The organism is Pseudoselenomonas ruminantium (genome assembly GCF_900113715.1).
In the GTDB taxonomy this organism is placed as follows: domain Bacteria; phylum Bacillota; class Negativicutes; order Selenomonadales; family Selenomonadaceae; genus Selenomonas_A; species Selenomonas_A caprae.
In genome coordinates this window covers 1-26,519 of the sequence record NZ_FOQK01000036.1, presented here as the reverse complement: position 1 = coordinate 26,519, position 26,519 = coordinate 1, and the positions used below count along the sequence as shown (strand labels likewise).

At 54.6% G+C, this 26,519-nt stretch carries 27 protein-coding genes and 2 tRNA genes; 1 reads left to right on the top strand and 28 read right to left on the bottom strand.

The features are described from left to right. Window positions 1–189: 189 nt before the first annotated feature. From BM181_RS14150 to BM181_RS14075, 16 genes are all read right to left on the bottom strand, one after another. Window positions 190–266: transfer RNA gene (locus tag BM181_RS14150), tRNA-Met, on the bottom strand. 4 nt (window positions 267–270) lie between these two features. Beyond that, window positions 271–356 (bottom strand) — tRNA-Tyr (locus BM181_RS14145). 78 nt (window positions 357–434) lie between these two features. Further along, complete coding sequence (gene ftsZ, locus BM181_RS14140; protein ID WP_143092216.1) at window positions 435–1,541, bottom strand: cell division protein FtsZ; 1,107 nt, start codon at window positions 1,539–1,541, stop codon at window positions 435–437. Window positions 1,542–1,697: 156 nt separating this feature from the next. After that, the gene (locus BM181_RS14135) at window positions 1,698–2,513 is read right to left on the bottom strand and encodes a cell division protein FtsQ/DivIB (RefSeq protein ID WP_082336341.1); all 816 of its coding nucleotides are present in this window, start codon (window positions 2,511–2,513) and stop codon (window positions 1,698–1,700) included. Window positions 2,514–2,540: 27 nt separating this feature from the next. Continuing rightward, the gene (locus BM181_RS14130) at window positions 2,541–3,479 is read right to left on the bottom strand and encodes a D-alanine--D-alanine ligase family protein (protein WP_075445765.1); all 939 of its coding nucleotides are present in this window, start codon (window positions 3,477–3,479) and stop codon (window positions 2,541–2,543) included. A gap of 33 nt (window positions 3,480–3,512) precedes the next feature. Further along, on the bottom strand, window positions 3,513–4,904 hold the full coding sequence (murC, locus tag BM181_RS14125) for a UDP-N-acetylmuramate--L-alanine ligase (RefSeq protein ID WP_075445764.1): 1,392 nt from the start codon (window positions 4,902–4,904) through the stop codon (window positions 3,513–3,515). Between the two features lie 15 nt (window positions 4,905–4,919). Next, window positions 4,920–6,032 (bottom strand): undecaprenyldiphospho-muramoylpentapeptide beta-N-acetylglucosaminyltransferase, encoded by a 1,113-nt coding sequence (gene murG, locus BM181_RS14120; protein WP_075445763.1) that lies wholly within the window; start codon window positions 6,030–6,032, stop codon window positions 4,920–4,922. 17 nt (window positions 6,033–6,049) lie between these two features. Beyond that, window positions 6,050–7,411 (bottom strand): UDP-N-acetylmuramoyl-L-alanine--D-glutamate ligase, encoded by a 1,362-nt coding sequence (gene murD, locus BM181_RS14115; protein WP_075445762.1) that lies wholly within the window; start codon window positions 7,409–7,411, stop codon window positions 6,050–6,052. A gap of 48 nt (window positions 7,412–7,459) precedes the next feature. Beyond that, complete coding sequence (gene mraY, locus BM181_RS14110) at window positions 7,460–8,395, bottom strand: phospho-N-acetylmuramoyl-pentapeptide-transferase (RefSeq protein WP_075445761.1); 936 nt, start codon at window positions 8,393–8,395, stop codon at window positions 7,460–7,462. Window positions 8,396–8,451: 56 nt separating this feature from the next. Next, window positions 8,452–9,825, bottom strand: coding sequence for a UDP-N-acetylmuramoyl-tripeptide--D-alanyl-D-alanine ligase (locus tag BM181_RS14105; RefSeq protein ID WP_075445760.1), 1,374 nt, complete (start codon window positions 9,823–9,825; stop codon window positions 8,452–8,454). Beyond that, a complete protein-coding gene (locus BM181_RS14100) occupies window positions 9,825–11,321 on the bottom strand; it encodes a UDP-N-acetylmuramoyl-L-alanyl-D-glutamate--2,6-diaminopimelate ligase (RefSeq protein WP_075445759.1) in 1,497 nt (498 codons plus the stop codon). Before BM181_RS14100 ends, BM181_RS14105 begins: the two co-directional genes overlap by 1 nt. Before the next feature lie 167 nt (window positions 11,322–11,488). After that, the gene (ftsL, locus tag BM181_RS14095; RefSeq protein ID WP_075445758.1) at window positions 11,489–11,866 is read right to left on the bottom strand and encodes a cell division protein FtsL; all 378 of its coding nucleotides are present in this window, start codon (window positions 11,864–11,866) and stop codon (window positions 11,489–11,491) included. After that, entirely contained in the window at window positions 11,866–12,828 is a 963-nt protein-coding gene (gene rsmH, locus BM181_RS14090; RefSeq protein ID WP_075445757.1) for a 16S rRNA (cytosine(1402)-N(4))-methyltransferase RsmH, read from the bottom strand. The genes ftsL and rsmH overlap by 1 nt, the downstream gene beginning before the upstream one ends. Before the next feature lie 50 nt (window positions 12,829–12,878). Further along, window positions 12,879–13,316, bottom strand: coding sequence for a division/cell wall cluster transcriptional repressor MraZ (gene mraZ, locus BM181_RS14085; protein ID WP_075445756.1), 438 nt, complete (start codon window positions 13,314–13,316; stop codon window positions 12,879–12,881). A gap of 197 nt (window positions 13,317–13,513) precedes the next feature. Continuing rightward, the gene (locus BM181_RS14080; protein WP_075445755.1) at window positions 13,514–14,347 is read right to left on the bottom strand and encodes a polysaccharide deacetylase family protein; all 834 of its coding nucleotides are present in this window, start codon (window positions 14,345–14,347) and stop codon (window positions 13,514–13,516) included. 11 nt (window positions 14,348–14,358) lie between these two features. Beyond that, window positions 14,359–15,171: a prolipoprotein diacylglyceryl transferase gene (locus BM181_RS14075; protein ID WP_075445754.1), complete on the bottom strand. Its 813-nt coding sequence runs from the start codon at window positions 15,169–15,171 to the stop codon at window positions 14,359–14,361. Window positions 15,172–15,379: 208 nt separating this feature from the next. On the opposite strand from BM181_RS14075, the gene BM181_RS14070 reads away from it, so the two are divergent. Continuing rightward, complete coding sequence (locus BM181_RS14070) at window positions 15,380–15,583, top strand: DUF1858 domain-containing protein (RefSeq protein ID WP_075429765.1); 204 nt, start codon at window positions 15,380–15,382, stop codon at window positions 15,581–15,583. Window positions 15,584–15,645: 62 nt separating this feature from the next. Here the strand turns inward: BM181_RS14070 and BM181_RS14065 are convergent, their stop codons facing one another. The 12 genes from BM181_RS14065 to rpsB form a co-directional block, all read right to left on the bottom strand. After that, complete coding sequence (locus tag BM181_RS14065; protein WP_075445753.1) at window positions 15,646–17,361, bottom strand: proline--tRNA ligase; 1,716 nt, start codon at window positions 17,359–17,361, stop codon at window positions 15,646–15,648. Beyond that, complete coding sequence (gene ispG / locus BM181_RS14060) at window positions 17,358–18,431, bottom strand: flavodoxin-dependent (E)-4-hydroxy-3-methylbut-2-enyl-diphosphate synthase (protein ID WP_075445752.1); 1,074 nt, start codon at window positions 18,429–18,431, stop codon at window positions 17,358–17,360. Before ispG ends, BM181_RS14065 begins: the two co-directional genes overlap by 4 nt. A gap of 6 nt (window positions 18,432–18,437) precedes the next feature. Then, window positions 18,438–19,475 (bottom strand): RIP metalloprotease RseP, encoded by a 1,038-nt coding sequence (rseP, locus tag BM181_RS14055; RefSeq protein WP_075445751.1) that lies wholly within the window; start codon window positions 19,473–19,475, stop codon window positions 18,438–18,440. 15 nt (window positions 19,476–19,490) lie between these two features. Next, complete coding sequence (locus BM181_RS14050) at window positions 19,491–20,639, bottom strand: 1-deoxy-D-xylulose-5-phosphate reductoisomerase (RefSeq protein WP_075445750.1); 1,149 nt, start codon at window positions 20,637–20,639, stop codon at window positions 19,491–19,493. A gap of 19 nt (window positions 20,640–20,658) precedes the next feature. Further along, complete coding sequence (locus tag BM181_RS14045) at window positions 20,659–21,489, bottom strand: phosphatidate cytidylyltransferase (RefSeq protein WP_075445749.1); 831 nt, start codon at window positions 21,487–21,489, stop codon at window positions 20,659–20,661. An 18-nt stretch (window positions 21,490–21,507) separates the two neighbouring features. Then, window positions 21,508–22,326, bottom strand: coding sequence for an isoprenyl transferase (locus tag BM181_RS14040; protein WP_075445748.1), 819 nt, complete (start codon window positions 22,324–22,326; stop codon window positions 21,508–21,510). A 113-nt stretch (window positions 22,327–22,439) separates the two neighbouring features. Next, on the bottom strand, window positions 22,440–22,610 hold the full coding sequence (locus BM181_RS14035; RefSeq protein WP_005842915.1) for a DUF362 domain-containing protein: 171 nt from the start codon (window positions 22,608–22,610) through the stop codon (window positions 22,440–22,442). A gap of 19 nt (window positions 22,611–22,629) precedes the next feature. Further along, the gene (locus BM181_RS14030; protein ID WP_075445747.1) at window positions 22,630–22,830 is read right to left on the bottom strand and encodes an RNA-3-phosphate cyclase; all 201 of its coding nucleotides are present in this window, start codon (window positions 22,828–22,830) and stop codon (window positions 22,630–22,632) included. A 1-nt stretch (window position 22,831) separates the two neighbouring features. Beyond that, window positions 22,832–23,389: a ribosome recycling factor gene (gene frr / locus BM181_RS14025; protein ID WP_075445746.1), complete on the bottom strand. Its 558-nt coding sequence runs from the start codon at window positions 23,387–23,389 to the stop codon at window positions 22,832–22,834. Then, window positions 23,389–24,138, bottom strand: coding sequence for a UMP kinase (gene pyrH, locus BM181_RS14020; RefSeq protein WP_075445767.1), 750 nt, complete (start codon window positions 24,136–24,138; stop codon window positions 23,389–23,391). The genes frr and pyrH overlap by 1 nt, the downstream gene beginning before the upstream one ends. A 153-nt stretch (window positions 24,139–24,291) precedes the next feature. Then, on the bottom strand, window positions 24,292–25,158 hold the full coding sequence (gene tsf, locus BM181_RS14015; protein WP_075445745.1) for a translation elongation factor Ts: 867 nt from the start codon (window positions 25,156–25,158) through the stop codon (window positions 24,292–24,294). 101 nt (window positions 25,159–25,259) lie between these two features. Beyond that, window positions 25,260–25,979 (bottom strand): 30S ribosomal protein S2, encoded by a 720-nt coding sequence (gene rpsB / locus BM181_RS14010; protein WP_075445744.1) that lies wholly within the window; start codon window positions 25,977–25,979, stop codon window positions 25,260–25,262. Window positions 25,980–26,519: the final 540 nt, after the last annotated feature.

The window sequence follows — 26,519 nt, the reverse complement described above, 5'->3', positions numbered from 1 at the left end:
GCTTGCTGGTTGTTTTCCGTTGCCGTATCTCTCAGCGACTTGTATTATGATACACGTCTTTTCCTCATATGTCAACACCTTTTTCTAAAAAAATCGCAGATCTGGCAAAAAATTCTTAATTCCCTCATCTCTGTCATGTCCGCAAAACAGAAAAAGCGTACCGCAAATGCAATACGCTTTGTTTACAATTGGTGGCGGCGAAGAGATTTGAACTCCTGACACTGCGGGTATGAACCGCATGCTCTAGCCAACTGAGCTACGCCGCCATGATGGTGGGCAGGGATGGATTCGAACCATCGTAATCCGAAGATGACAGATTTACAGTCTGTTCCCTTTAACCACTCGGGCACCTACCCATATGTAATTAACAAGTGTTAAGAACAAGATATATTATATCTGCTCTTAACATGCTTGTCAACTACTTTTTGAAATTTTTATTTACTGCGCATCCAAACAGGGATGTCAATGAAGTCCGGAGCCGGCTGTGCAGGCGCTGCCGGAGTCTCCTGGCCCGTCGTTGCTCCTACTGCAGGTTGTGTAGCTGGCGCGGCCTGCGACGGTGCCTGTACGCCAATCTCCTCTGGAGCATCAAAGCCCGTAGCAATGACTGTAACGCGTACAGTATCCCCCATAGTATTATCTACCGCAGCACCCCAAATGATATTCGCCTGGCTATCTGCAGCTGCCTCGATGGCATTAGAAGCCTCAGTAACCTCAAACATGCTAAGGTTTTCCTCGGCACCGGTAACGTTAAGCAGGACGCCGCGCGCACCATCGATACTCGTCTCCAGGAGTGGCGAAGCAATAGCAGCCTTTGCAGCCTCTACAGCCGCGTTCTCGCCCGAAGCCTCACCGATACCCATGAGGGCAGAACCCGCATTGCTCATGATGTTCTTGACGTCAGCAAAATCCAGGTTGATAAGGCCCGGCAGAGCAATCAGGTCGGCAATGCCCTTTACGCCCTGGCGCAGTACATCATCAGCGATACTGAAAGCCTGCGTGATCGGCGTCTTCTTGTCCACGACCTGCATCAAGCGGTCATTCGGGATCGTAATGATCGTATCGACATGTTTCTTGAGGTTAGCAATACCAGATTCTGCATTGCGGCGGCGCTTCATGCCCTCAAATGAGAACGGACGCGTCACAACACCAACAGTCAGTGCCCCGATCTCACGTGCGCACTCAGCAACTACCGGAGCTGCACCAGTACCCGTACCGCCGCCCATACCGGCTGTAACGAAAACCATGTCCGCGCCACGCAGTGCCTCAAGGATATCATCGCGGCTCTCCTCGGCCGCCTTCTGACCAATCTCAGGCTGTGCACCAGCACCTAATCCCCTTGTCAGTTTCTCGCCGATCTGCATGCGCTTCGGTGCCAAGGATTTCAGCAATGCCTGCGCATCCGTATTCACAGCAATGAACTCTACCCCCTGAAGGCCGAGATTTATCATGCGGTTGACTGCGTTGCTGCCACCGCCACCAACACCTATAACCTTTATTGTAGCCAGCTGGTCCAGGCCACTATCATCCAATTCAAACACTGCATTAACCCCCATGACGATTATATTTTATCCATGGCAACACTTTGCCATTTCTTGTCAATCTGCACAATTATACTGTTTTATTTTACCATCATTTCCCTATGAATTCCATAGCCTTCATGAAAAAACTTATACGCAGCCCTTCATGAGGCTTTTTCACTGTGCATTTTCATTCACCACAGTTTCTTTTTCCTCCGGCATATTCTTCAGCCGGATAAATGGTGCCGTATAACTGAAATCGACATAATCGATTTGATGACGATTGTTGGGCAAGTTCAGCAGGAAGTCCTGTGTCAGCTTTACTTTTTCCTCCATGCGCTCTCTGTCCCCCAAACGGATCTGCACAGAATTCGTCGTATAGGCAACAAGCATCTGGGGATTGCTGATATTTACCTCTGAAATCTGATTCAGCGCATTGGCATCGAGCTGCTGCAGGAACTGCAAGATCCAAGCCACCATTTCATTCTGATTGTCATCACCAATGTAAAGGTCGTGCATCACCACGCCAGTGATCAGCGGGATCGGCATTTTCTTCAGACTGCGATAGCTGTTTATCACCTTTCCCTGGCGGTCAAAATCAATATAGCCATAATCACAGGCAGCCGTAGCTACCGGCATACGCTCGACAATATCCACCTCAATCGTATCCGGCAGCCGCCGGCGTACCACAGCCGACTCGATGCGCAGATCGTGCATGAGATTCTGCGTGATCACATCGGTCTGCAGCTGGAACAGCGGCGTTCCTTGGTAAATATGCCCTGCTGTCATGATGTCCTGCTGATTCAGATAATTGCTGCCAGTCAGTACCACCCGCTGCAAGGTGAATAAGGGCGAATACACCACAATAGCCATGAGCCCGCCGCATATCATCAAGAACAGGATGCCCTTGATGAGCCGCCGGGGACTGCGGCGCACTTTCTTTTCTCTTGCCGGTTCAGCACCAGTCAGCTTTTCCTCTTCCTCTGCCGCCATGCTGCTTTCTCCTTTACCTTGATTCTCTTATTTCTGGTAGCCAGCCATTTCCAGGATGCGTTCGCAAAGTTCCGGGAACTCAATGCCCATCGCCCGGCCAGCATCTGGTACCAAGGAAGTCTCCGTCATGCCTGGCACAGAATTGACCTCGATGACATATGGCTTCTCGTCTTCGCTGAACATCATATCGACACGGGCAACACCACGGCAGCCGCAGGCCGTATACGTCTTGATAGCCAGCTCCTGGATCTCTCTCGTCTTCTCAGCCGAGACAGGCATCGGGATGATATGAGCCGAAGCACCTTTCGTATACTTGCTCTGATAGTCATAGCGTCCCGAAGTCGTTGTGATCTCGATGATGGGGAACGCTTCTTTGTTTTCCGCATCGCCCCAGACGGCAACTGTCATCTCACGGCCCTTGATGAACTCCTCGACAAGCACTTCGTCGTTGTAGGAAAAAGCTTCCTTGAGCGCTGCCGAAAGCTCTTCGGTATTCTCGACGATATATACGCCGATGCTCGACCCCTGTGCAGCTGCCTTGACCACAACAGGCAGGTGGAACGCGGTCTCGATTTCCTGTACGAGGTCACGCTTCATCTCAAAAGCATGGTAGGTATGCGAACGCGGTGTCGATATCCCCTCTGCCATGAATACACGCTTCGAAGCAGCTTTATCCATCGTTATCGCCGCAGCCAGCACCCCCGAGCCCGTATACGGAATGCCGAGCATCTCCAAGGTACCCTGCAGGATGCCATCTTCACCGAACTTGCCATGCAAAGCGTTGAACACCATGGCGCAGTTGCTTTTGCGGATATCTTCAGCAAAGGTAGCTGGATTGAGCTCCAAGCCTTCCGCTGGATATCCTTTGGACTGCAGTGCGGTTAAGATAGCCGTACCCGTGCGGCGGGATACTTCCGCCTCCGTAGAAGTACCACCCATGACGACAACGATTTTACCCTGATTCATTTGAACGAAAACTCCTTTATCCTCTAGCTTCAATTATCCCTGCAGCAGCTCGACGAGCTCCTCGCCTGACTTATAGATATCGCCTGCGCCCATCGTGATGACCAGATCACCATCTCTTGCCTCCTGCTGCAGGTAAGCTGCGATTTTCTCACGATTCGGCAGATAGATGACATCTTGCCCAGACTGGCGGCGCACCTCCCCCAGGATTGTCTCACCGTCAATCCCTTCGATTGGCGCCTCGCCGGCAGCGTAGATGTCCGTGAGGATCAGCAGGTCAGCAGAGACAAAGGCCTTGCCAAACTCTTCCCGCAGCAGCTGCGTGCGCGAATAACGATGGGGCTGGAAGGCACAGATCAGCCGTCCCGGCTTCGTTTCCTTAGCTGCCTTGAGCGTTGCCGCGATCTCGGTCGGATGATGTGCATAATCATCGACCACCCAGATCCCGTTCATGCGGCCCTTCGTCTGGAACCGGCGCTTCGCACCATGGAAAGCAGCCAAGCCATCGGCAATCTTTTCAAAGGGCACGCCCATCGTGAGCCCCGTGACAATGCAAGCCATTGCATCGAGAACATTGTGACGGCCTGGGATATTGAGCGAGATATGGCCCAGCTCCTCTTCACCATGGACAACATCAAATGCGATGCCCTTACCGCCCGTCGTGATGTTTTTCGCCCGGTAATCGGCCTCATGGTCGATGGCATACGTATAGTATCTGCGATCGATGTTCTTCGCGATATTGCGCAGATTCTCATTGTCGAAGCAGAGTACGGCATACCCCGTTTCCTTGTCCACGTTCTGGATGAATTGGGTAAAAGCCTTGATGATATTTTCCATCGTGCCGTAATGATCCATGTGGTCATCTTCGACATTCGTGACTACCGCTACATGCGGGCGCAGCTTGAGGAAAGAACCATCGCTCTCATCCGCCTCCGACGCCAGGTATTCGCTCTCGCCCAGCTTGGCATTTGTCCCGAGATCCGGTACCTCACCACCAACGATCACCGTCGGGGATACACCGGCATGCGTCAAGGCCACGCCAAGCATCGAGGTCGTCGTCGTCTTGCCATGCGCACCGGCCACAGCGATGCCCTTGTACTCATTGACCAGAGCAGCATTGATATCCGAACGATGCAGCTTGGTGATGCCAAGATCGCGGGCAGCCAGGACCTCCGGATTGTCATACGGGATGGCCGTCGACACAACGATGGCATCTACGCCGCGGACATTTTCACCTTTCTGTCCGCCCAGCATGATTTTAGCCCCCATCTTGCGCAGGTTCTCGATGACCGCAGAATCCTCGCGGTCAGAACCGGAAACCTCATAGCCCAACTCGACAAGGATCTTAGCCAGCGGGCTCATGCCAGCGCCGCCAATACCGACGAAATGAATCTTCTTGATATCGTTAAGCTCTTTCAGCTGTTTCATCTACTATAATCCCCCTTAGCGATGGCTGGCAAGGTCCAGCACCATCTCAGCAATATCAGCCGCAGCCTCTGGCCTGCCCATACTGCGGCTGGCCTCTGCCATTGCCGTCAGCTTGTCGTCGTCACTCAATAACTCAGTGAGCACAGCTCCTAGCCGCTCACTCGTCAAATCCTTATTCAAAATCATGCGGGCTGCGCCAGCTGCTTCCAAAGCCCTGGCATTGTGCTCCTGATGATTCTCGGCCGCGTATGGATATGGCACCAGGATGGCCGGGATCCCCCGGGCCGTCAGCTCTGCCAGGCCCGTCGCCCCCGCGCGGAATACGGCCAGATCCGCCATGGCCATGGCCTTTGGCATATCGTAAAGGTACGGACGCACCTGGATATGCTTCGTCTGTGCCAGATCCAGGCCCGCGGCCTCAAGCCGCGCCATGACATCTTCATACTCTTGCTTGCCAGTCACATGCAGGTACTGTACCTCCGGCTGTCTTGCCGCCTGTACCAGCACATCGATCATCGCCCGGTTGATGGAGCGGGCGCCACGGCTGCCGCCGGATATCAGCACCGTCTTGCGCGCCGGGTCGAAGCCGAAAGCAGCGGCGCTTTCTTCCCGGCGTGCCGACATGACCTCCCGCCGGATCGGGTTGCCCGTGAAGACTACCTTGCCAGCAGGGAAATGCTTTTTCGCCTCTTCTGTACCGGCCGCGATCCTGGTCACGAATTTCGCCAGGATCTTGTTCGTGATGCCCGGTACGACATTCTGCTCCTGTATCAAGGTCGGCACATGCAGCAAGCTTGCCGCCAGCAGGATTGGCCCGCAGACATAACCGCCAGTGCCGATAACGGCATCGGGATGGAAATCCCGGACAATCTTGGCAGCCTTCGCCACCCCCACTATTGCCTTGCCGGCACGGCGCAGGTTGTCGGGCGTGAGATGACGCTCAAAACCCTGGATGTCCACAGTCGCCAGCGGCAGTCCCTCCTTCGGGATGATGTCCGCCTCCAAACCGCGTTTGGTTCCTACATAGAGGAATTTGGCATCCGGATATTTTTCCTGTATAGTACGGATAATCGTGATGGCCGGGTAGATGTGTCCACCCGTTCCGCCACCAGATACGATGATATTCAACGTAAGACCCCTCTTAATCATAAATCATTGACTAACCGCTTGAAATCACGGCCACGTTCTGCCATGCCATCATACATGTCAAAGCTGGCGCAAGCCGGTGACAGCAGTACGACCTGCGGTGCCCGCGCCAAGCCGTGGGCAAGCGCTACGGCTTTCTCCATCGAGAAACCTGCCCGATGGATGTGCTCCTGCGGATATCCATTCTTGCGAGCCTCCTGTTCGAAACGCTCGGCGGCTGCGCCGACGAGGACGAGATCCGTCACGCGTTCCTTGACAAGCTGCATGAAATCCGTCAGATCTGTCAGCTTGTCGTCGCCGCCAGCCAAGAGCACGATACCTTCATCAAACGTCTCCAAAGCCTTGATGGCCGAATCCGTATTCGTCGCCTTGGAATCGTTGTAATATGCTACCCCATCGAGCTCACGGACATATTCGATGCGATGCTCCACCCCACGGAATTCCTTGAGTACCTTGACCATGGCCTGTGGCTCGCAGCCAGCCAGGAATGCCGAGGCTGCTGCTGCCAGTGCATTTTCCACATTGTGGCCGCCCTTGATGCCCAGCTCGCTCACCAGGCAAAGCGGATATTCCTGCCCCGCCCAGCGGATGACCAGCCGGCCGTCGCGGACAAAGGCACCTTCCGCCAGCTCTTCGCGGCGGCTGAAGTAGCAAACTTGTGCTGCCGTCCTGGCCTTCATCGAACGCGTATGTTCATCGTCGTAGTTGAGAACGAGGAAATCCTCAGCCGTCTGCTGGGCAAACAGCCGCTCCTTCATCTGCTGATAGACCTCCATGGAACCATGTCGGACAATGTGGTCTGGCGTCACATTCAGTTCTGCAGCCACATGAGGATGGAAATCCTTGGTCGCCTCCATCTGGTAGCTGGAAATCTCCGCAGCAATGCAGCCGCCTTTGCCCACACGCAGCACTTCTTCAGACAGGGGAACACCGATATTGCCGCCAACACCGACGCGCGCAAAGCGCGTAGCCAGCAGCAAGCCGAGCAGCGTGACTGTCGTCGTCTTGCCATTCGTTCCCGTAACAGCGCAGATCGGCGACTCCGCCAGCTCATAAGCCATCTCTACCTCAGTCATCACACGGATGTTACGCCCATAGGCTGCCTGGATGATGGGAATGCGGATGGGAACTGCCGGCGACACGATGACAAGATCCACGCCATCCAGCAGCGATTCCTGCTGCGGCCCAAAAACCAGCGCAATATCCGCCGCCCGCAGCTCCGCAAAATCGTACTTGATGTCCTGCTCACGCTTGGCATCGCTGAGCACCACCTGAGCCCCGAACCGCTTGGCCAGCTTGGCAGCGGCAAAACCGCTGATGCCAGCACCGATTACCAATACTTTCTTTCCCGATAGATCCATAGTCACGAAGAAATCCCCCTCAATGAAGTCACATGAACTCGTTTACTGTCAAAGCAAGGACAGGCCAGCCACACTTGCCAGCAGGCCAACTGCCCAGAATACGAAGACAACCTTCCATTCGGACCAACCGCCGAGCTCAAAATGATGATGTATCGGACTCATGCGGAAAACACGCTTGCCCGTAGTCTTGAAGGAAATGACCTGGATGATGACAGAAAGGGCCTCACAGACAAAAATCAGACCGATGACGGCCAGCAATACCTCCGTATGCGTGAGGATGCCGACAGCAGCAAAAGCACCGCCAAGGGCCAGCGATCCCGTATCGCCCATAAAGACCTTGGCCGGATGTGCATTGAAGCGCAGGAAGGCCAGGCAAGCACCGACGATAGCCACGCAGAAGACTGCCAGGTCATTATGCCCCAGCAGCAGGCAGACTGCCGCGTAAGCACTGGCAGCGATCGCCATCGTCCCGGAAGCCAGCCCATCAAGGCCATCGGTCAGATTCACCGCATTCGATGCCCCGACCATGACAAACAGCACCAGGAAATAATAGCCGATGCCGATATTCACTGACGTGTTGGCAACCGGCAGCCATACACTCGTATCAATACCGAGCATGCGCGTGCCGATGACCATCGTGACCACCGCAATGATGATCTGGCCGAGCATCTTCTGCTTGGCCTTAAGCCCGAGGTTGCGCTTCTTGACTACCTTGATATAATCATCGAGGAATCCGAGTACGAAATGCCCCAGCATGATGAAAAGTGCCAGCATGATCTCCGTCGACAACGGGGCCACGGCAACCGTGCCCAGCGTGATGCCCAAGATGATCATGATACCGCCCATCGTCGGGGTACCGCTCTTGGCCTGATGGCTCTTCGGTCCCTCCTCGCGGATGCTCTGGCCAAATTTCAGTTTATGCAGCTCAGGGATGAAGAATGGTCCCGTCACCAGTACAAAACCAGCAGCTATGACAGCTGCCATGAGTAAACTCGTTTCCACTATCTGATTCCTCTTTCTATTGCCTTTTCTGCCTGCTCTTACAGCAGGTCAATGATCTTTTCCATCTGCATGCCGCGCGAGCCCTTGAACAAGATTGTATCGCCCGGCTGCAGGATCTCGTGCAGCTTTTCTGCCGCCGCCTCATGGGAAGCGCAGCGGCAGACGGCAGCTATGCCGCCCTTCTCCGCACCTTCGGCGATGTAGCTGCCCATCTCACCGCGCGTGATGACCGCTGCAAAGCCTTTCTCCGCCAGCTCCTGTCCGACCTTACGGTGTGCCTCGACCGAGACACTGCCGAGCTCCAGCATATCGCCCATGACTGCGATCTTGCGTCCCTGGGTGAGTTCCGACAGCGTATTGATAGCTGCCGTCATCGACATCGGGCTGGCATTATAGGCATCATTGACCACCTGCCATTCCTTGACTGTCTGGCACTCAAAGCGCATCTTCGTCGCCTCGAGATTCTTGAGCCCGTCATGGATCTCCTCTGCCGTGAGCCCCAATGCAAAGCCAGCCGCGATAGCAGCCAGCGCGTTATAGACGTTATGGCGGCCCACCATGGCGATTTCGTACTCATGGCGTTCGTTCTGGTATTCCACCATGAACTTCGTCATCCGGCCTTCCGTGCGGATGGCTTCACCGCGCACATCAGCCAGCTGCTCGATGCCGAAAGTCAGGACGCGAACCCCCTCTGCTGCCTGGTTGCGCATGCCGGCAACATATCGGTTATCCGCATTGAGGATGACCGTGCCCCCAGCGGGGATGGCCTCGACCAGTTCGGCCTTGGCCTTGGCGATGTTTTCCAGTGACCCCAAGAGCTCCATATGCGTCTCACCGACATTGGTCACGATGCCGATCTGCGGCTGGGCAATCTTTGCCAGCGGCTCAATCTGATGGAAGCCGCGCATGCCGATCTCGACCACCGCCGCCGTGTGTTCCTCGCGGATGCCTAAGAGCGTCAGCGGCAGGCCGATTTCATTGTTGTAATTGGCCTGGGTCTTGAGGACCGGGCCGCGGGCCGAGATTGCCGCAGCCGTGAGATCCTTCGTCGTCGTCTTGCCATTCGATCCTGTGATTGCGATCACCGGCAGCTGCGGGAACCGCTCGCGCCAGGCCTTCGCCAGCTGCTGATAAGCCGCCAGTGTATCTTCGACCTGCAAGACCGTTCCCTGGCACTCGCGGATCTTTTCCTCCGCGCAGCCAAGGCTTACCATTACGCCAGCCGCGCCCTTCTTCAGAGCCTCTGCTGCAAAATCTTCGCCGTTGAATTTCTCGCCCTTGAAGGCCAGGAACAGGACGCCTTCTGTGATCTTGCGCGTATCGCTGACCAAATCGCTGAATTTCTCTTTATCTTGGGAAACCACTTTCGCCTGCGTGATCCCGATGACTTCCTGAAGCGTAAATGATGGCATTATTTCTCCTCCTTACGGGCAGCAACTGCCTCACGAGCCACTTCTTTATCATCAAAGTGGATGGTCTCATCCTTCAAGATCTGATAATCCTCATGGCCCTTGCCAAGGATGATGACGATATCATCCGTCTCTGCAAGTTCCACTGCCCGGAAAATCGCCTCGCGGCGATCTGTGATCTTCTCATGCTGCTTCGTGCCGATCTTCTCGCGGACACCAGCCTCGACCTCGCTCAGAATGAATTCCGGATCCTCCGAACGCGGATTATCGGACGTAGCGATGACGACATCGGCCAGCTCAGCCGCAATCCGCCCCATGATCGGACGTTTCGTGCGGTCGCGGTCACCACCACAGCCGAATACCGCAATGATTTTCTTCTTGGCGATCTCCCGCGCCGTGCGCAGCACGTTCTCCACGCCATCCGGTGTATGTGCATAATCAACGATGATCGAGAAATCCTGTCCCGCCTTGACCAGTTCAAAGCGTCCCGGTACGCTCGTGAAACCGCACAATACCTTCTCAATGATTTCCGGCTTGATATGCTCAGCCAATGCCGCCCCCACAGCCGACATGACATTATAGACGTTGAAGATGCCCGTAATATGCAGCTTGAGAGCCATCTGCCCTAAGGCAGCATGATTCAGCGTGAAGTTTGCCCCGCTCGCCAGTACATCGACATCCGTAGCCCGCAGATCTGCCGGCTGGCCAATGGCATAGGTAAGCTGCTGGCAGGCCGCATGCTCCAGCATCGTCTTGCCGGCTGCATCGTCTATATTGACGACAGCTGTCTTGCCTTCCTTCACCCCTGCCTGGGAAACGAGCTCGAACAGCTTGGCCTTCGCCAGCATGTAATTCTCGAGGGTCTTATGATAATCAAGATGATCCTGGGTAAGGTTCGTGAATACCGCCGTATCGAACTCGATGCCAGCGACGCGGTTCTGATCCAGAGCATGCGACGACACTTCCATGACAACATAGTCCATGCCTTTATCCCGCATGGTGGCCAGCGTATGCTGCAGCTCGACAACGTCCGGCGTCGTATTATGGATGGGATAGACCTCATCTTCCATCATGATCTGGATCGTGCCGATGAGGCCGACCTTATAGCCAGCAGCACGCAGGATTGCCCGCGTGATGTAGCTCGTCGTCGTCTTGCCATTCGTGCCGGTGATGCCGATGACCCGCATGCTGCGCGCCGGATAATCGTGGAAGAAAGGCACGATGGTATCCAATGCCGCCTGCAGATCAGTCACGCGCAATACGGCCACACCAGCTGGCACATCCACCTCTTCACGCGTTGTGAGGATAGCCGCCGCCCCAGCTGCCACTGCCTGGGGGATGAACTTATGTCCATCCACATGCAGGCCAGGAATGCAGACAAACAAGGTCCCCTTGCCTGCCTTGCGCGAATCATGCTCAATCCCCGTGATTTCCGTTTCTTTATTGCCAATGACCACAGAGCCTTCGACAAGCTCTGCAAGCTGACTGATTGTTTTCATCTGTCTTCCTCCTCAGTTCCCGCCCCTCAAATCAGCGGACCGTACACTATTATAAACCGTATATGAAAAAATTAGTAGTTTTTTTTGAGGCTCATAAACACGAAAGAAGCTGTGCATCTATCATGACAGCCTCTTTGACGCCAGCTGCTCGAATCGCAGCTGCTTATTCACTTTTCCTGACTGAAATACGTATGCTTCGGCACTTCCATGCCCAGCTGATCCTTAGCGATATTCTTGATGCGTTCCGGCGACTTGAGCTTGGCGATATCGATCTTCAGGCGCTCATTCTCCTGTTCCAGCGCATCCGCCTGACGCTGCACCTCTACCAAGGCATACCCACGGCTCGCGCTGACACCACTGCCGATAGTCACGAGCATCGCCAGCACCGCGATAGTCAAGAACAAGATCTGGCAATGCGACCGCATGCTCGTATCGAGCACCGTCTTGAACAACGGTTCTTTTGGTGCCTGACGCAGCTGGCGCCGTTCTTCTTCCGCCGTCAACGGCAGTTCAGCAAAATGTTCTTCTTCCTGTCTTGCGAGCATCAGCAGCCGCCTCCTTTCTCTTCCTGGGGTAATTTCTCAGCAATGCGCAGCTTGGCGCTCTTGGAACGCGAATTGTTCGCCAGTTCCTCTGCTGTTGCCTGGATTGGCTTTCCTATCATGCGGATCTCCGGCTTGTGCTTGCACATGCAGACCGGAAGCTCCGGCGGGCAGATGCAGCCCCGTGCCATTTCCTTGAGCGTCTGCTTGGCGATCCTGTCCTCCAGCGAATGGAACGTGATGATAGCTATACGCCCACCCGGCTTCAGATGACGTACCGCTGTGCGGAACGCGTTCTCCAGGATTCCCAGCTCATCGTTGACCTCGATGCGGATAGCCTGGAATATCCTCTTAGCCGGATGTCCATTGGCCGCCTGGCGTACCGCCTTCGGCACCGCCTTGCAGATGATGTCCACCAGCTCCCCCGTCGTCTCGATCGGCTTTGCCGCCCGTTCCTTGACAATGAACTGCGCGATGCGGCGCCCCCAGCGCTCCTCCCCATAATCGTGGAAAATGCGGTCGAGATCCTGCTCCCTGTACGTATTGACGACGTCATAGGCCGAAAAACCTGCCTCGGGATCCATGCGCATATCCAGCGGCGCATCCTGCATATAGGAAAAGCCACGTTCAGCCGTATCGATCTGATGGGAGGAAACCCCCAGATCGAATACCACACCATCCACCAGTGGAGCGTCCTCTTCCGCGAGGATCGCTTCCAGATTGCGGAAGTTGCTATGCACGATGTCGACCTTGCAAGCTGCATCGCGCAGCCGCTCCGTCGCCGCAGCGATCGCCGCTTCGTCCTGGTCGATGCCGATCAGCCTGCCCTCAGGCTCCAAGAGCTCCGCTATGCGCCGGGAATGTCCAGCACCGCCCAAGGTACAATCGACATAAGTTCCTTTTGTATTTGTCACGAGACCCCTTACCGTCTCTTCCAGCATGACGCTGATATGATGAAACTCCATGTTTCCTGCACCTGACTTCCCTTGTATTTCCTGATTGACTGCAAAATGGCTCAAATCCCCAGCTCCGAAAGCGAATCTGCAATAGCCGTGACATCCGGCTCCACTTCTTCATTATACTTGCTCCACTGCTCCTTGCTCCAGACCTCGATGCGGTTGTCCACACCGGTCAGCACGACATCCTGTTTGAGCGCAATGCCAGCATGCGTACGCAGATTGGCCGGGACGAGAAAGCGTCCCTGCTTGTCACACTCAAGCGTGCGGGCGCCCGAAAAGAAAAACCGGGTCAGCGCTCGTGCTGCCGGCTTTGCCAGCGGCAAGGCACGGAGCTTGGCCGCCCATTCTTCCCAGGCCTGCTGTCCATAGAGGAACAGACAGTTATCGAGACCACGCGTGATGATGAAGGTCACACCGAGTTCCTGACGGAAATCAGCGGGCAGGATGATACGCCCCTTGGCGTCAATGGAATGGACATATTCCCCCATGAACATCCTGCATCACCACCTTTCTGGTCTTTTGAACCACTTTTCCCCACATTTCACCACTTTTACCTATTCTCTTTTATATCAAAAAATCCTTTTTTTTGCAAGCGAAACTTATCCACAGCTGCTTTTCCTTGCCCAAACAGCAGGACAAATAAAAAGTGCTGCCTGCAATTGCTTGCAGACAGCACCTTCTATCCATATTCTCAGCTTTTTATCCAGCCAAACCGTTCAAAGATCGGCGTATAGCGGATACGCTCCAAGAAGTCCTTGTTGGTATCCTCCGTGTGGAAGATCGGCACCCGCTCCAGCGCGTAGATGTTGCTGGCCTTATCGACATTGCCATACTTGATCGTGAACGCCGCCTTATAGCCAGCCTCCTTGACCATTTCCGCAATATGCAGATTGTAGGTTCCCGTAGGATACGCCATATATTCCACCGGATGTCCCAGCTCTTTTTCCGCTTTCTTCTTCGATTCTACGAGCTCCATACGCAGCTGCTCATCCGTGAGATCCGTCATCGACTTGTGGTCAACCGTATGGGATTCGATACTGATGCCGTTGGCATCGAGCTCACGGGCCTGATCCCAGGTCATGTAATTCTTGTCCTTGCCGAGGAAGCTCGTGATGACGAAGATTGTCGCCTTGAACCCATACTTCTTGAGGATCGGATACGCATTCGTGTAATTATCCACATACCCGTCATCAAAGGTGATCAGCACTGGATTTTCCGGCAGCTCCCCTGTCCCGGCCAGGCTGTCATAGAGTTCATCCGGCGAAATCGTATGGTAGCCGTTCTCGCTCAGGTACTTCATCTGTGCCTCGAAATCATCCGGCCGTACCGCCAGCGAGATGAAGGTATTATCGATCTTGTGGTAATTGAGCACCATGACCTTGGTGCCATTTTCGCTATCGGCCACCATCGTAGCCGTCATCTGCTTGGGGCTCGATGCCAGCAGGGGAATCAGCAGCAGCAGCAACAGCAGTGAAATCCGCTTCCACCACCTTTTCAGCAGGCTTTGCTTATAGAACAATGGCATGATCGTCCTCCTCAATAAATCTTCAGCGCATGAACGCGCTTACGCAAAATCAACACCGCCACAGCCATTAAGCCGATTGCAGCCGCCATGACGCGGCCTAGTGGCAAAGCCGCTCCTATATCGGCACCGCTGGCCAGATAAAAGAACCCGCAGCCCAGGCGGATGAAGGCCAAGCATGCCGTCCCGGTCAGGAACAGCGCCCCCGGAAGCGACGGCCAATGGAGATAACGCCGCGTCACCGTCAACAGACTCAGCAACAGGAACACCAGCAGCTGCAATCCAGCCTGATACAGGGCGATTGGCTGGAAGTATAACGTATCACCAAAGCCGACCGGCCGAAAGGCATACTCGACATACTCCACAAGGCGGTGGTCGTTGGGCAGGTCATCGGGAAAGGGCAGGCCAGGGTTCAGCTGCAGGGCAAAGATGCCCAGCTCGATGACTGCCAGCGACAATGCACCAGCCGGCATCATGATGTCGAGCCAGGACCACGTATCCAGCCCCTGCACGCGGCAAACACCCCAAACGGCGATCAGCATCCCCAAGATCGTGCCATACAGCGACAAGCCGCCATGCCAGACCATCAATATCTCGGCCAGATGACTGCTGTACTGCTCAAAATGATGCAATACATATCCCGCCCGGCCGCAAAGAAGTGCCAAGGGGATTCCCCAGAGCACCATATCCGTCACTACTTCCCCCGGCAAGCCATGCAGCCTGGCATTCCCCCAAGCCAGCAAGAGTGCCAAAAGCACGGCCAGCGACAGACACAGACCATACGTATAGATCGGCACACCGCCCAGCGAGCAGGCGATAAATCCCATGAAAGATCCCTCACTTTTCCTCATCTTATAACAATCCCATTTTAAACCGAATGCGGAAAAAAAACCAGCCTTGATTATTTTTTTCTGAAGCCCGTTCATTATTCCTTGTATCCCGCCAGCTGGATGTGCTATAATTCGGATGATGGAAATCCCCCATACTTTATTGATGGGTTTCTTTAGTTTCACTTATTATAGGAGGTTATACCATATGGCAATCACCAAAGATATGAGCATCCTCGAAGTTGTTCAGAAATATCCCGACACGGTCGATGTATTCGTAAACGCTGGCATGGGCTGCCTTGGCTGCGCTGCTGCGCATTTCGAGAACATCGAGCAGGGCGCTATGGCTCATGGCATCGATGTCGATGCTCTGATCGAGGGCCTCAACGAAGCTGTCGGTGCTGCTGAATAAGCTGTTCCGGGCATGAAAAAAGCTCCATCTTGCGATGGAGCTTTTTTCATGCCCATTTATCCTCAGAGGTTCTGCAGGAGTTCCTGGACTTTGGCCAGATACTCTTCACGGCTGAAGGTGAATACCTCCCCGGTCTTGCGGACTTTGACCTCAATCTGTCCCTCTTCGACAGCTTTAGGACCGATGACCACACGAACCGGATAACCGATCAGATCGCAATCAGCAAACTTGACTCCCGCGCGTTCCTTGCGGTCATCAAGCAGCGTGTCGATACCAGCCTGACGGCACTCACCATAAACAGCTTCAGCATACTGGAGCTGTTCTTCCTTCTTGGCATTGACAGCAACGACGACCACTTCAAAAGGAGCGATAGCCCGCGGCCAGATGATGCCCTGCTCATCGTTGTTCTGCTCAATGGCAGCGGCCATCGTACGGCCCACGCCGATGCCATAGCACCCCATATAAAGCGGCTGTTCTTTGCCCTTCTCATCGAGGAACGTTGCCCCCATGGCCTGCGAATACTTCGTGCCCAACGTGAAGACCTGCCCAGCCTCAATGCCGCGCGTCATCGTCAGCGGTGCCCCGCAGCGCGGGCAGGCATCGCCTTCCTTGACCATGCGCAGATCCGTGACCACAATGCTCGCCTGCGTGAAATCACGCTGTGGATTGACATTCTTATAGTGATGATCTGCCTCGTTCGCACCAGCAACAGCGTTGGCCATATTCATGACAGTCGGATCGACGAGGATCAGCGTGCCCTCCTTGATGCCGATGGGGCTCATGAAGCCTGGGCAGCCGCCCACTGCCTTGATGGCGTCATCGTCAGCCATGCGCAGGTCAAGCGCACCCTCGAGCTGGTTGATGACCTTGACCTCGTTGACCTCATGATCGCCGCGGACAAACGCCAATACGAGCTGATCCGTATCGCTCTGATATGCTACGGCCTTGATGGTCTTTTCAACCGGCACATTGAGGAATTGCGCCAATTTCTCGATCGTATCCGTGCCTGGCGTTGCTACCTTCTCGAGCGGCAAAGCTTCTTCCGCTGCCGCTGCGATTGGTGCCAGCTCAGCCTTTTCATCACTGGCTGCATAGTCGCATGCCGTACAGTAAGCAATATTGGACTCACCAGCATCAGCCAGGACCGTGAACTCGTGGGAATGACCGCCACCGATGGCACCGTTATCGGCCTCGACCGGACGGAACTTGAGTCCCATGCGGGTGTAGATGTTCGTGTAAGCATCGTACATCTTCTGGTAGGACTCATTCATACCCTCGATGTCCTTATCGAAGGAGTAGAGGTCTTTCATGATGAACTCACGGCTGCGCATCAAGCCAAAACGCGGACGGCGCTCATCGCGGAACTTATCCTGGATCTGGTACAGCATGAGCGGCAGCTGCTTGTAGCTGCGTACCTCATCACGGACGAGTTCCGTCATCATCTCCTCGTGCGTCGGTCCCAGGCAGAAGTTGCGGCCATGACGATCCTTGATGCGCATCATCTCATCGCCATAAGCAGCCCAGCGGCCGCTTTCCTCCCAAAGCTCCGCCGGCTGCAGGATTGGCATGCCGACTTCCTGGCCGCCAGCAGCATCCATCTCCTCGCGGATGATTGCCTCGATCTTGCGGATGACTCGCCAGCCCAGCGGCAGGAAGTTATACATACCGCCTGCGACCTTGCGGATCATGCCAGCGCGGTACATCAGCTGATGGCTGACAATCTCGGCCTCAGCCGGCGTATTGCGAAGTGTTGGTGCATATAAATTACTTGCTCTCATTTTTGTCTGCGTTCCTCCAAAATTGCGTCGATTTCCTTGAACAATTCATCGACGAGTATATTCTCAGGTACCTTGCGGATGATTTCGCCCTTGCGGAAGATAAGTCCTTCCCCATTGCCACCGGCAATGCCGACATCCGCACCGCGTGCCTCACCCGGCCCGTTGACGACACAGCCCATCACAGCAACATCGATGGGATCCTTGATACCCTCTAGTTTTTTTTCTACCTGGGCAGCAATCGCTGGTAAATCGATGCTCGTCCGGCCACAGGTCGGACAAGCAACAAGCGTTGGTCCATATTCCTTGAGCCCCAATGACTTCAAGATTTCATTGGCCACCTTGACTTCAACGACAGGATCGCCCGTCAACGAGATGCGGAAGGTATCGCCAATGCCCTCGGCGAGCAGCGCACCGATACCGACAGCCGATTTGATGATTCCCGTATTGACCGTTCCCGCCTCGGTTATGCCAAGGTGCAGCGGATAATCGACAGTCTCGCTCATCAAGCGGTAGGCCGCCAAAGTCAGCGGCACATCATGCGCCTTGAGAGAAATTTTCATGTCATGGAAATCAAGGGCCTCGAGGATGCGGATATGCTGCATAGCCGACTCGACGAGCGCCTCCGGCGTGATCGCACCATATTTCGCCAGGATCTTCTTATCCAGCGACCCCGCGTTGACGCCGATGCGGATAGGGATATGCTTCGCCTTGGCAGCCTGCACGACTGCCTTGACCTTTTCCTCGCCGCCAATATTGCCTGGGTTCAGCCGCAATGCCGAAATCCCCTGCTCGATCGCCTCCAGCGCGAGCTTGTAGTCAAAATGGATATCGGCGACCAGCGGCACCTCCACCGCCCGGATGATATTGCCGAGATTCTTGGCTGCCGCCCTATCCGGCACAGCCAGCCGGACAATATCACAGCCAGCCGCTTGCAGCGCCTTGATCTGCGCTACGGTCGCCTCGGTATCCGTCGTCTTCGTATTACACATCGACTGCACCGAAATCGGTGCGCCGCCGCCAATCGCAACCGGCCCGATATGGATCTGGCGGGTATGCTTGCGTTTCATCATCTATAGTCAGCCTCCCGTAAAGATGCGTACAATATCGTTCTTGGTGGCGAGGATCATCAAGAGAATCAACAGGACTATGCCGATCTTCTGCGTGTACTCCAGCGCCTTCGGCCCCATCGGTTTGCCCCTGACGGCCTCGACACAAAGGCCAGCGAAATGGCCGCCATCCAACGCCGGGACGGGCAGCAGATTGACGATGCCCAGATTGAGGCTCAGGAAAGCCGCAAAATTCAGCAATGGCACAAAGCCCATCTGCGCCACCTCGCCAGCCATCTGGGCCACACCGATTGGTCCGGCCAGCTCGGAACCCGAAAGCTCGAGCAGGATCTTATAGAGTGCATCAAGCATCATGACAAGGATGGCCCCCGTCTTCTGCACAGCCAGCTGCAGGGATTCCAGCAGCCCTGGCATGCGGGTATCCACCGAGCTCATGACACCGACCATGGCCTTTTTCGCCTTATCGTCATAGACCGGCGTCATGGTCGCCGAAAACTGCTGCTCGCCACGCTGGACGACCAGCTCGACCGGCGTCCCCGTGTTGTCCTTGATGACATCGACGAACTCCGTCCATTTGCTGATGCTCTGCCCATTGAGGGACAGCACCCGGTCCCCAGCTTGCAGGCCAGCTTCGGCAGCCGGCTTGCCCTCCATGACCGTCCCGAAGACGGGATCTGGATTCGGCGTGCTGACACCCGCAAAGAAAAAGATGCCAAAGAACAGGATCACCGGCAGGATGAAATTCATCGTCGAGCCGGCCAGGATGACAATCATGCGCGACAGCACCGGCTTCGCGCAATAGCCACGCTCCCCCGCGTCGTTATCGGCCGGATTCATCCCGGCGATATCGTTGAAGCCGCCGAGGGGAATCACCCGCAGCGAGTACTCGGTCTCTCCCCAGCGATGGCTGATGAGTTTCGGCCCGAAGCCGATGGCAAATTCATCTACGCGCATTCCCGTAAGTTTCGCCGTAATAAAATGTCCCAGTTCATGGACCAGTACCAACAGACCAAAAACAAAAATAGCTGCTGCTATCGTCAAAACCATAAAAACACCTGCCTGTTATTTCGTCAGCAGGGACGCCGCGAAGTCGCGGGCCCAGCGATCTTCCTCAAACAATTCTTCCAGCGTTGGTTCCATGATGCATTCGCGTTTCATCATCGTCTGCTCGATGATGTCATAAATATCGAGGAACTTGATGCCACCCTTCAGGAATGCACCAACAGCAATTTCATTGGCCGCATTGAAAATACAGGGCATACTGCCACCCATCTCACCGGCCTCATAAGCAAATTTCAGCCCCTTGAAGGTATCCGTATCCGGTTCAGCAAAGGTCAAGTCCTTCATCTTCCAGAAATCGAGACGCTCAAACTGCGAATCCGTGCGCTCCGGATACGTCAATGCATACTGGATCGGCAACTTCATATCCGTGGAGCCAAGCTGGGCGATGACCGCACCATCATGGAACTGCACCATCGAATGCACGATGCTCTGCGGATGCACGACTACCTGGATCTGATCGTAACGCATGCCATAGAGCCATTTGGCCTCGATGACCTCAAGTCCCTTGTTGACGAGCGTCGCAGAATCTACCGTGATCTTCTGCCCCATGTTCCAAGTCGGATGTGCCAGCACCTGATCGCGTGTCGCATCCTTGAGGTCCTCCCGCTTCATGCCACGGAAGGGGCCACCCGAACAAGTCAGCAGCAGCTTCTCCACCGTAGCGAGCCGCTCTCCCTGCAAGCACTGGAAGAATGCACAATGCTCACTGTCGACCGGCAGGATGGACACGCCCTGCTCCTTGGCACGGCGCATGACGATCTCACCGGCTACGACGAGGGTTTCCTTGTTCGCCAAGGCAATGTTCTTCTTGGCCTCCAAAGCCTTCATCGTCGGCTCCAAACCGGCAAAGCCCATCATCGAAGTCACTACCGTATCAACTTCAGTAACCGCAGCTGCATCGATAAAAGCCTGCCGGCCACCAGCCAACTTGGTAGGGCCGCTGTAACGGCTCTTTAAACGGTTATATGCCGCTTCATCGGATAAAACCGCAAGTTCCGGCTCAAATTCACGAATCTGCTTTTCGAGCAGTTCATCACTAGCATTTGCCGCCAGCACTGAGATATGGAATAACTCCGGATGGCTGCGCACCACATCCAGCGTCTGGGTGCCAATCGACCCAGTCGAACCTAATACTGCAATATTTTTCATCGCCGAATCTCCTTACTTCTTACTTCATCGCCAGACCGACGAACTTGACAAAATAATAGACCAATGGCGCCGTAAACAGCACGCTGTCAAAACGATCCCAGATGCCACCATGGCCTGGGATGATGCTGCCCGAATCTTTGATGCCCGTATAGCGCTTAGCCACCGATTCCACCAGATCTCCGAGCGTTGCCAGGACAGCAATGGCCAGTCCCAGGATAGCCATCTCCTGCACCGGCAGGGCAAAGAAGATGCCCAGCCCCGCCACAGCTGCCGTCGTACCGACGAGAGAGCCGAGAAAACCCTCGACGGTCTTGTTCGGACTGATGCTGGGACAGAGCTTGTGCCGGCCAATGGCCGACCCCGTGAAATAAGCGAACGTATCGCTGGCCCAGGTGCCGATGAACATAATCCAGATCAAGGCACAGCCGAACTCGAAATCGCCCAGCTGCGTCGGGATCAGCCGTGTCTCAGGCCAGTCGCGCAGCATGACCATGTAGGCAAACGGGAAGCCGATATACAAGATCCCTGTCACGGAAGTGACTGCATCCATGATGCTCACCGAACCGCGGAGCAGCACGCTTTCGAGCAGGACTATCGCTACGATGAGTGTCGCGGCTGCCACCATGAGCTCAACATTCCCCTGCCAGCCTGTATACCACAGGGCAGCGACGCCTAAGAATCCCGTCAATAAAGTCAGTCCCATGCCACGCTCACCGAATGCCCGTGCATACTCAAACCAGGCAATAAGCCCCAGCACCAAGGCAAAACCAGCAAACAAGGTACCGCCCGTCTGGATGACATACGCAGCCAAAACAATACCGATAAGACCTGTTATTATTCTTGTAATCAATACTAACGCTCCTAATCCTTATTTTTCCTCCGGCTTCGTAAGCCCGCCGAAGCGGCGGTCACGGCCTGCATAGTCTACCATGGCTTCAACGAAGCACTCAGGCGTGAAGTCCGGCCAATTCGTATCCGTGAACCAGAACTCAGCATAGGCCGCCTGCCACAGCAGGAAATTCGACAAGCGCTGGTCGCCACTTGTGCGGATCACGAGATCGACGGGCAGGTTGCCCTGCGTGTCCAGCGCAGATTCGATGACCGTCTCATCAATCTGCTCCGCCGCCAGCTCGCCAGCCTGCACCCGCCGGACGATGGACTGGACACTGCGGACCAGTTCATCCTGGCCACCGTAATTCACTGCTACGTTGAATTTCACGCCCGTATTGTCCTTCATGAGCTCCTCAGCCTCGCGCATCTGTTTCTGCAGCGATGCTGGCAGACCTTCGATGCGGCCGATGAAATGGATCTGGACGTTGTCCTCATGCATCTCCTGCAGTTCCTTCTTGAGGTACTCGGAAAAGAGGTTCATAAGGAACTCGACCTCTGTATGCGGCCGCTTCCAGTTCTCCGTCGAAAAGGCATAGACCGTCAGCGCATCGAGCTTCAAGCCGATAGCCGTCTTGAGGATGTTCTTGAGCGTTTTGACACCAGCGGTATGCCCGGCGGTGCGCAACATCCCCTGTCCCTTTGCCCAGCGTCCATTGCCATCCATGATGACTGCCACATGGCGCGGCAGTTTTTCCCAGTCAATCTTGGCAAACAGCGGCGAATCATGCGCGGGGATCTCAAAGCTGCCCCCTGAGACAACCGATTTGCCGATCGTCCCTAGAATTTTCTTTATCATATTACAATCCCTCGTTTCAGGATATTGATTTCCTAGAATATAAGAACAAGCCCCTCTTCCGTCAAGCCGTAAGAGGGGCCCATTCCCAATGGAACCTAACGTTCCCTCATGCGTCAGGGAGCCTCGATAGCGGATACCGGGCAGCCAGCAGCGCAAGCGCCGCACTCTACGCATTTGTCTGCATCGATTTCATAATGCTCAGCACCTTCGCTGATAGCCTCAACCGGGCAAGTAGCAGCGCAGGAACCGCACGAAATGCAGTCATCGTTGATCTTGTATGCCATGTCTAGACACCTCCTTCGCTCATTTCTTCTGCTTAGCCACGAGGGTCACAAGCAGAGTGCCGTCAGCAAGACTGCGCTCACGGACGACATAAAGACAGCTCGAATCTGTCTTGAAAAAATCACGCGTTGGGCATGATATTTCCGTCTGGAAATGAGTCCCTGCCTGCCGGAGCAGCTGCTCCGCCTCCGCCCAGGGACGGCCGATCACATCCGAAGCCATATCAGACTTCCATGACCTCTTTCTCTTTAGCATCCTTCGTCGTGTCGACAAGCTTGATGTATTTGTCGACAAGCTTCTGCATGCTCTCCTGGCCGCGCTTGGAATCATCCTCCGTGATTTCCTTGGCTTTCTCCAGCTTCTTGATTGCGTCATTGCCATCGCGGCGGACATTGCGGATGGCTACTTTCGCTTCCTCAGCCTTCTTGTTGACCGACTTGACGAGCTCCTGACGGCGCTCCTGGGTCAGCGCCGGGATAGCCAGGCGGATAGCCGTGCCATCCGAGTTCGGCGACAGGCCGAGGTCAGATTTCATGATAGCGACCTCGATGTCATGCAGGATGGATTTCTCATACGGCTGGATGATAATCATACGCGGCTCCGGAACCGAAACCTTGGCGATCTGGTTGACCGGCGTCGGTGCACCATAGTAGCCCACCGTAACCTTGTCGAGCAAGGACGGCGTAGCACGGCCAGCACGCAGCGTAGCGAATTCGCGTTTGAGCGCCTCGATGGATTTCTGCATGCGTTCCTCATGGGAAGCAAGGATATCTTTGATCATTATTCATTACCTCCTACCGTCGTGCCGATCTCTTCACCCAGAGCGGCCTTGACGATGTTTTTGTGTTCATCAATGTTGAATACAACCAATGGGATCTTGTTGTCCATGCACAGGCTCGTAGCCGTCGTGTCCATGACCTGCAGCCCACGGTTGATGATTTCGATGTACGAAAGCGTATCGAACTTCTTCGCATCCGCATTCTTGTTTGGATCCGAGTCATAGATGCCGTCCGTCCCCTTCTTGGCCATGAGGATGACATCTGCCTCGATTTCAGCAGCGCGCAGTGCAGCCGTCGTGTCTGTCGAGAAATACGGATTGCCCGTGCCAGCACCAAAAATGACGACGCGGCCCTTCTCCATGTGACGGATAGCCTTGCGGCGGATATAGAGCTCAGCGACCTGACGCATCTCGATAGCCGTCTGCACACGCGTATCCACATCCAGCTTCTCCAAAGCATCCTGCAGCGCCAACGCATTCATGACTGTCGCCATCATGCCCATGTAGTCAGCCGTAGCGCGATCCATGCCCTTAGCCGAACCAGCAAGGCCACGCCAGATATTGCCACCGCCTACGACAACTGCAACGTCGACGCCATGCTCGCGGACCTTCTTGATCTGCACGGCAATATCTTCAACGACAGACGGATTGATACCGAAGCCCTGGTCGCCTGCCAGCGATTCCCCGCTGAGTTTTAGGACTACACGTTTATACTTTGCTGTTTCCAAAACAATTAACCTCCATCCAGGCATCACTGTACCCGATTCAAACTCATACTGCATCTATTATACATGAAAACGCGATGCGAAACAATGTTTCTCCCCGTCGATTTGCCCTTTTCACGAAAAAAGGAGCACATCCTGGCGGATGTACTCCCGTAAATGCATTTCCTGGTGGGAAATGGCTTATTTCATCTGTGCAGCAACCTCAGCAGCGAAGTTCTCTTCTTTCTTCTCGATACCTTCGCCGAGCTGGAAGCGCGTGAATGCCGTAACCTTGGCATCGCCGAGGACGTCTTTGATCGTCTTCTCGGAATCTTTGACGAATACCTGCTCGTTCAGGCAGACTTCTTTGTAGAATTTGTTGATGCGGCCCTCAACCATGCGCTCGATGATGTTGGCCGGTTTGCCCTCTTCCTCAGCCTGCTTGCGGAGGACTTCCTTCTCATGCTCGAGGGAAGCAGCGTCAACACCAGCGCGATCGATAGCCTGCGGAGCAGCTGCAGCGATCTGCATAGCGATATCCTTGCCGAGTGCCTCGTCGCCAGCCGTCAGCTCAACGAGGACACCGATCTTGCCGCCCATGTGGATGTAGCTTGCCACACGGCCTTCCGTCTCATAGCAAGCGAAACGGCGCAGGGAGATTTTCTCACCGATCGTAGCCGTAGCTTCCGTGATGAGGTCAGAAACCTTCTTGCCCTCGATCTCGCTGTTGTTCAGCGCGTCGAGATCTGCCGGTTTCGTCTCAACGATGTGCTTGGAGATCTTAGCCGTCAGCGCCTTGAACTGCTCATTGCCAGCAGCAAAGTCCGTCTCGCAGTTGATCTCGACAACAGCGCCGACCTTAGCGTCCTCACTGACATATGCAGCGACAGCGCCCTCAGCAGCAACGCGGCCAGCTTTCTTCTCAGCTTTGGCGATGCCCTTCTCGCGCAGGAAGTCGATTGCCTTCTCCATGTCGCCATCGACAGCCGTCAGAGCCTTTTTGCAGTCCATCATGCCTGCGCCCGTTTTCTCGCGCAGTTCTTTTACCAGTGCAGCAGTGATTGCCATTTACTTCTTCCTCCTAAAATCAGCTTGGATTTCATAATGAATAACGGGGTAAGGGATAATTATTCCCTTACCCCGTCATGATTTCTCGTAGTGAGTCTGGATTACTCAGCAGCTTTCGTCTCAGCAGCCTCGCCATCCTGGCCCTGACGGCCTTCGAGGACAGCGTCAGCCATGCGGCCCGTCAGCAGTTTGACGGCACGGATAGCATCGTCGTTGCCCGGGATGACATAGTCGATCTCATCCGGATCGCAGTTCGTGTCAACGATAGCAACGATAGGAATATTGAGCTTGCGAGCCTCAGCAACAGCGATACGCTCTTTGCGCGGATCGACGATGAAGAGAGCGCCCGGCAGCTTGTTCATGTCTTTGATACCGCCGAGGTATTTCTCGAGTTTCTCCATCTCATGGCGGAGAACCTGTACTTCTTTCTTCGTGAGGACTTCGAACGTGCCATCAGCTTCCATAGCCTCGAGCTCTTTGAGACGGGCAACGCGCTTCTGGATCGTCTGGAAGTTCGTCATCATGCCGCCGAGCCAACGCTCGTTGACATAGAACATGTTAGCGCGCAGGGACTCTTCTTTGATAGCCTCCTGAGCCTGTTTCTTCGTGCCGACGAAGAGGATGTTCTTGCCTTCTTCAGCAACGCTGCGAAGGAATGCATAAGCCTCGTCAACTTTCTTGACGGTCTTCTGCAGGTCGATGATGTAGATGCCATTGCGCTCCGTGAAGATGTATTTAGCCATCTTCGGGTTCCAACGGCGGGTCTGATGTCCGAAGTGGACACCTGCTTCAAGTAACTGTTTCATGGAAATAACTGCCATGTTGGTGCACCTCCTGTTTTTTTCTTCTGAGCTCCTCATCTTCTGCACCACCCTGTATCAGGGCACAGGGCAGATATCGGAAACCCATGCTTTTTATTACACCGTGGGATATTATATCATGGGCAAATAGAAAAAAGCAATCCTTAAAACAAAAAATTTTGTCCTATCCCTACAAAAACCTATTCCCCATAATCAGTCTTCAAATTGCAGTTTGTAAATTACCGTGTTTTTATTCGAGAAAAGCCGCGCCGCCGGGCAGGGGAGTACCAACGCTTCACTTAGATGCTTTGCTAAAAATATTTTTTGCCTTTAACTAAGCATTGAAAAAGTTCCCAAACGCGCTACGCTTGAACGGTGTGAATTTTTCAACGGAATGTGTAGGCAAAAAATATTTTCTTCACGCAAACCATCAATGTTACGCTTATGGTACTCCCCTGCCCGGCGGCTTCGTTTCAGCAATAGCCCAAATGAATCTTCAACCTGCTAATACGTTAGTGTGTATCATTCTGTGCCTAGGACAGTCGCTCCAGATAGAAAGAA

Excerpts from the sequence above, each read along its gene's own strand:
- BM181_RS14070 (WP_075429765.1), top strand. The coding sequence starts at position 15,380 with ATGGCAATCACCAAAGATATGAGCATCCTCGAAGTTGTTCAGAAATAT.
- BM181_RS14075 (WP_075445754.1), bottom strand. The coding sequence starts at position 15,171 with ATGGGATTTATCGCCTGCTCGCTGGGCGGTGTGCCGATCTATACGTAT.
- BM181_RS14080 (WP_075445755.1), bottom strand. The coding sequence starts at position 14,347 with ATGCCATTGTTCTATAAGCAAAGCCTGCTGAAAAGGTGGTGGAAGCGG.
- BM181_RS14065 (WP_075445753.1), bottom strand. The coding sequence starts at position 17,361 with ATGAGAGCAAGTAATTTATATGCACCAACACTTCGCAATACGCCGGCT.
- rpsB (WP_075445744.1), bottom strand. The coding sequence starts at position 25,979 with ATGGCAGTTATTTCCATGAAACAGTTACTTGAAGCAGGTGTCCACTTC.
- BM181_RS14035 (WP_005842915.1), bottom strand. The coding sequence starts at position 22,610 with ATGGCATACAAGATCAACGATGACTGCATTTCGTGCGGTTCCTGCGCT.
- BM181_RS14130 (WP_075445765.1), bottom strand. The coding sequence starts at position 3,479 with ATGAATCAGGGTAAAATCGTTGTCGTCATGGGTGGTACTTCTACGGAG.
- ftsL (WP_075445758.1), bottom strand. The coding sequence starts at position 11,866 with ATGCTCGCAAGACAGGAAGAAGAACATTTTGCTGAACTGCCGTTGACG.
- BM181_RS14030 (WP_075445747.1), bottom strand. The coding sequence starts at position 22,830 with ATGGCTTCGGATGTGATCGGCCGTCCCTGGGCGGAGGCGGAGCAGCTG.
- BM181_RS14040 (WP_075445748.1), bottom strand. The coding sequence starts at position 22,326 with ATGATAAAGAAAATTCTAGGGACGATCGGCAAATCGGTTGTCTCAGGG.
- BM181_RS14050 (WP_075445750.1), bottom strand. The coding sequence starts at position 20,639 with ATGAAAAATATTGCAGTATTAGGTTCGACTGGGTCGATTGGCACCCAG.
- BM181_RS14105 (WP_075445760.1), bottom strand. The coding sequence starts at position 9,825 with ATGCCATCATTTACGCTTCAGGAAGTCATCGGGATCACGCAGGCGAAA.
- pyrH (WP_075445767.1), bottom strand. The coding sequence starts at position 24,138 with ATGCCTGGATGGAGGTTAATTGTTTTGGAAACAGCAAAGTATAAACGT.
- mraZ (WP_075445756.1), bottom strand. The coding sequence starts at position 13,316 with ATGTTCATGGGGGAATATGTCCATTCCATTGACGCCAAGGGGCGTATC.
- murC (WP_075445764.1), bottom strand. The coding sequence starts at position 4,904 with ATGAAACAGCTGAAAGAGCTTAACGATATCAAGAAGATTCATTTCGTC.
- mraY (WP_075445761.1), bottom strand. The coding sequence starts at position 8,395 with ATGGCAGCTGTCATAGCTGCTGGTTTTGTACTGGTGACGGGACCATTC.
- murD (WP_075445762.1), bottom strand. The coding sequence starts at position 7,411 with ATGGATCTATCGGGAAAGAAAGTATTGGTAATCGGTGCTGGCATCAGC.
- ispG (WP_075445752.1), bottom strand. The coding sequence starts at position 18,431 with ATGATGAAACGCAAGCATACCCGCCAGATCCATATCGGGCCGGTTGCG.
- tsf (WP_075445745.1), bottom strand. The coding sequence starts at position 25,158 with ATGGCAATCACTGCTGCACTGGTAAAAGAACTGCGCGAGAAAACGGGC.
- rsmH (WP_075445757.1), bottom strand. The coding sequence starts at position 12,828 with ATGGAGTTTCATCATATCAGCGTCATGCTGGAAGAGACGGTAAGGGGT.
- frr (WP_075445746.1), bottom strand. The coding sequence starts at position 23,389 with ATGATCAAAGATATCCTTGCTTCCCATGAGGAACGCATGCAGAAATCC.
- BM181_RS14135 (WP_082336341.1), bottom strand. The coding sequence starts at position 2,513 with ATGGCGGCAGAGGAAGAGGAAAAGCTGACTGGTGCTGAACCGGCAAGA.
- rseP (WP_075445751.1), bottom strand. The coding sequence starts at position 19,475 with ATGGTTTTGACGATAGCAGCAGCTATTTTTGTTTTTGGTCTGTTGGTA.
- BM181_RS14100 (WP_075445759.1), bottom strand. The coding sequence starts at position 11,321 with ATGAAAACAATCAGTCAGCTTGCAGAGCTTGTCGAAGGCTCTGTGGTC.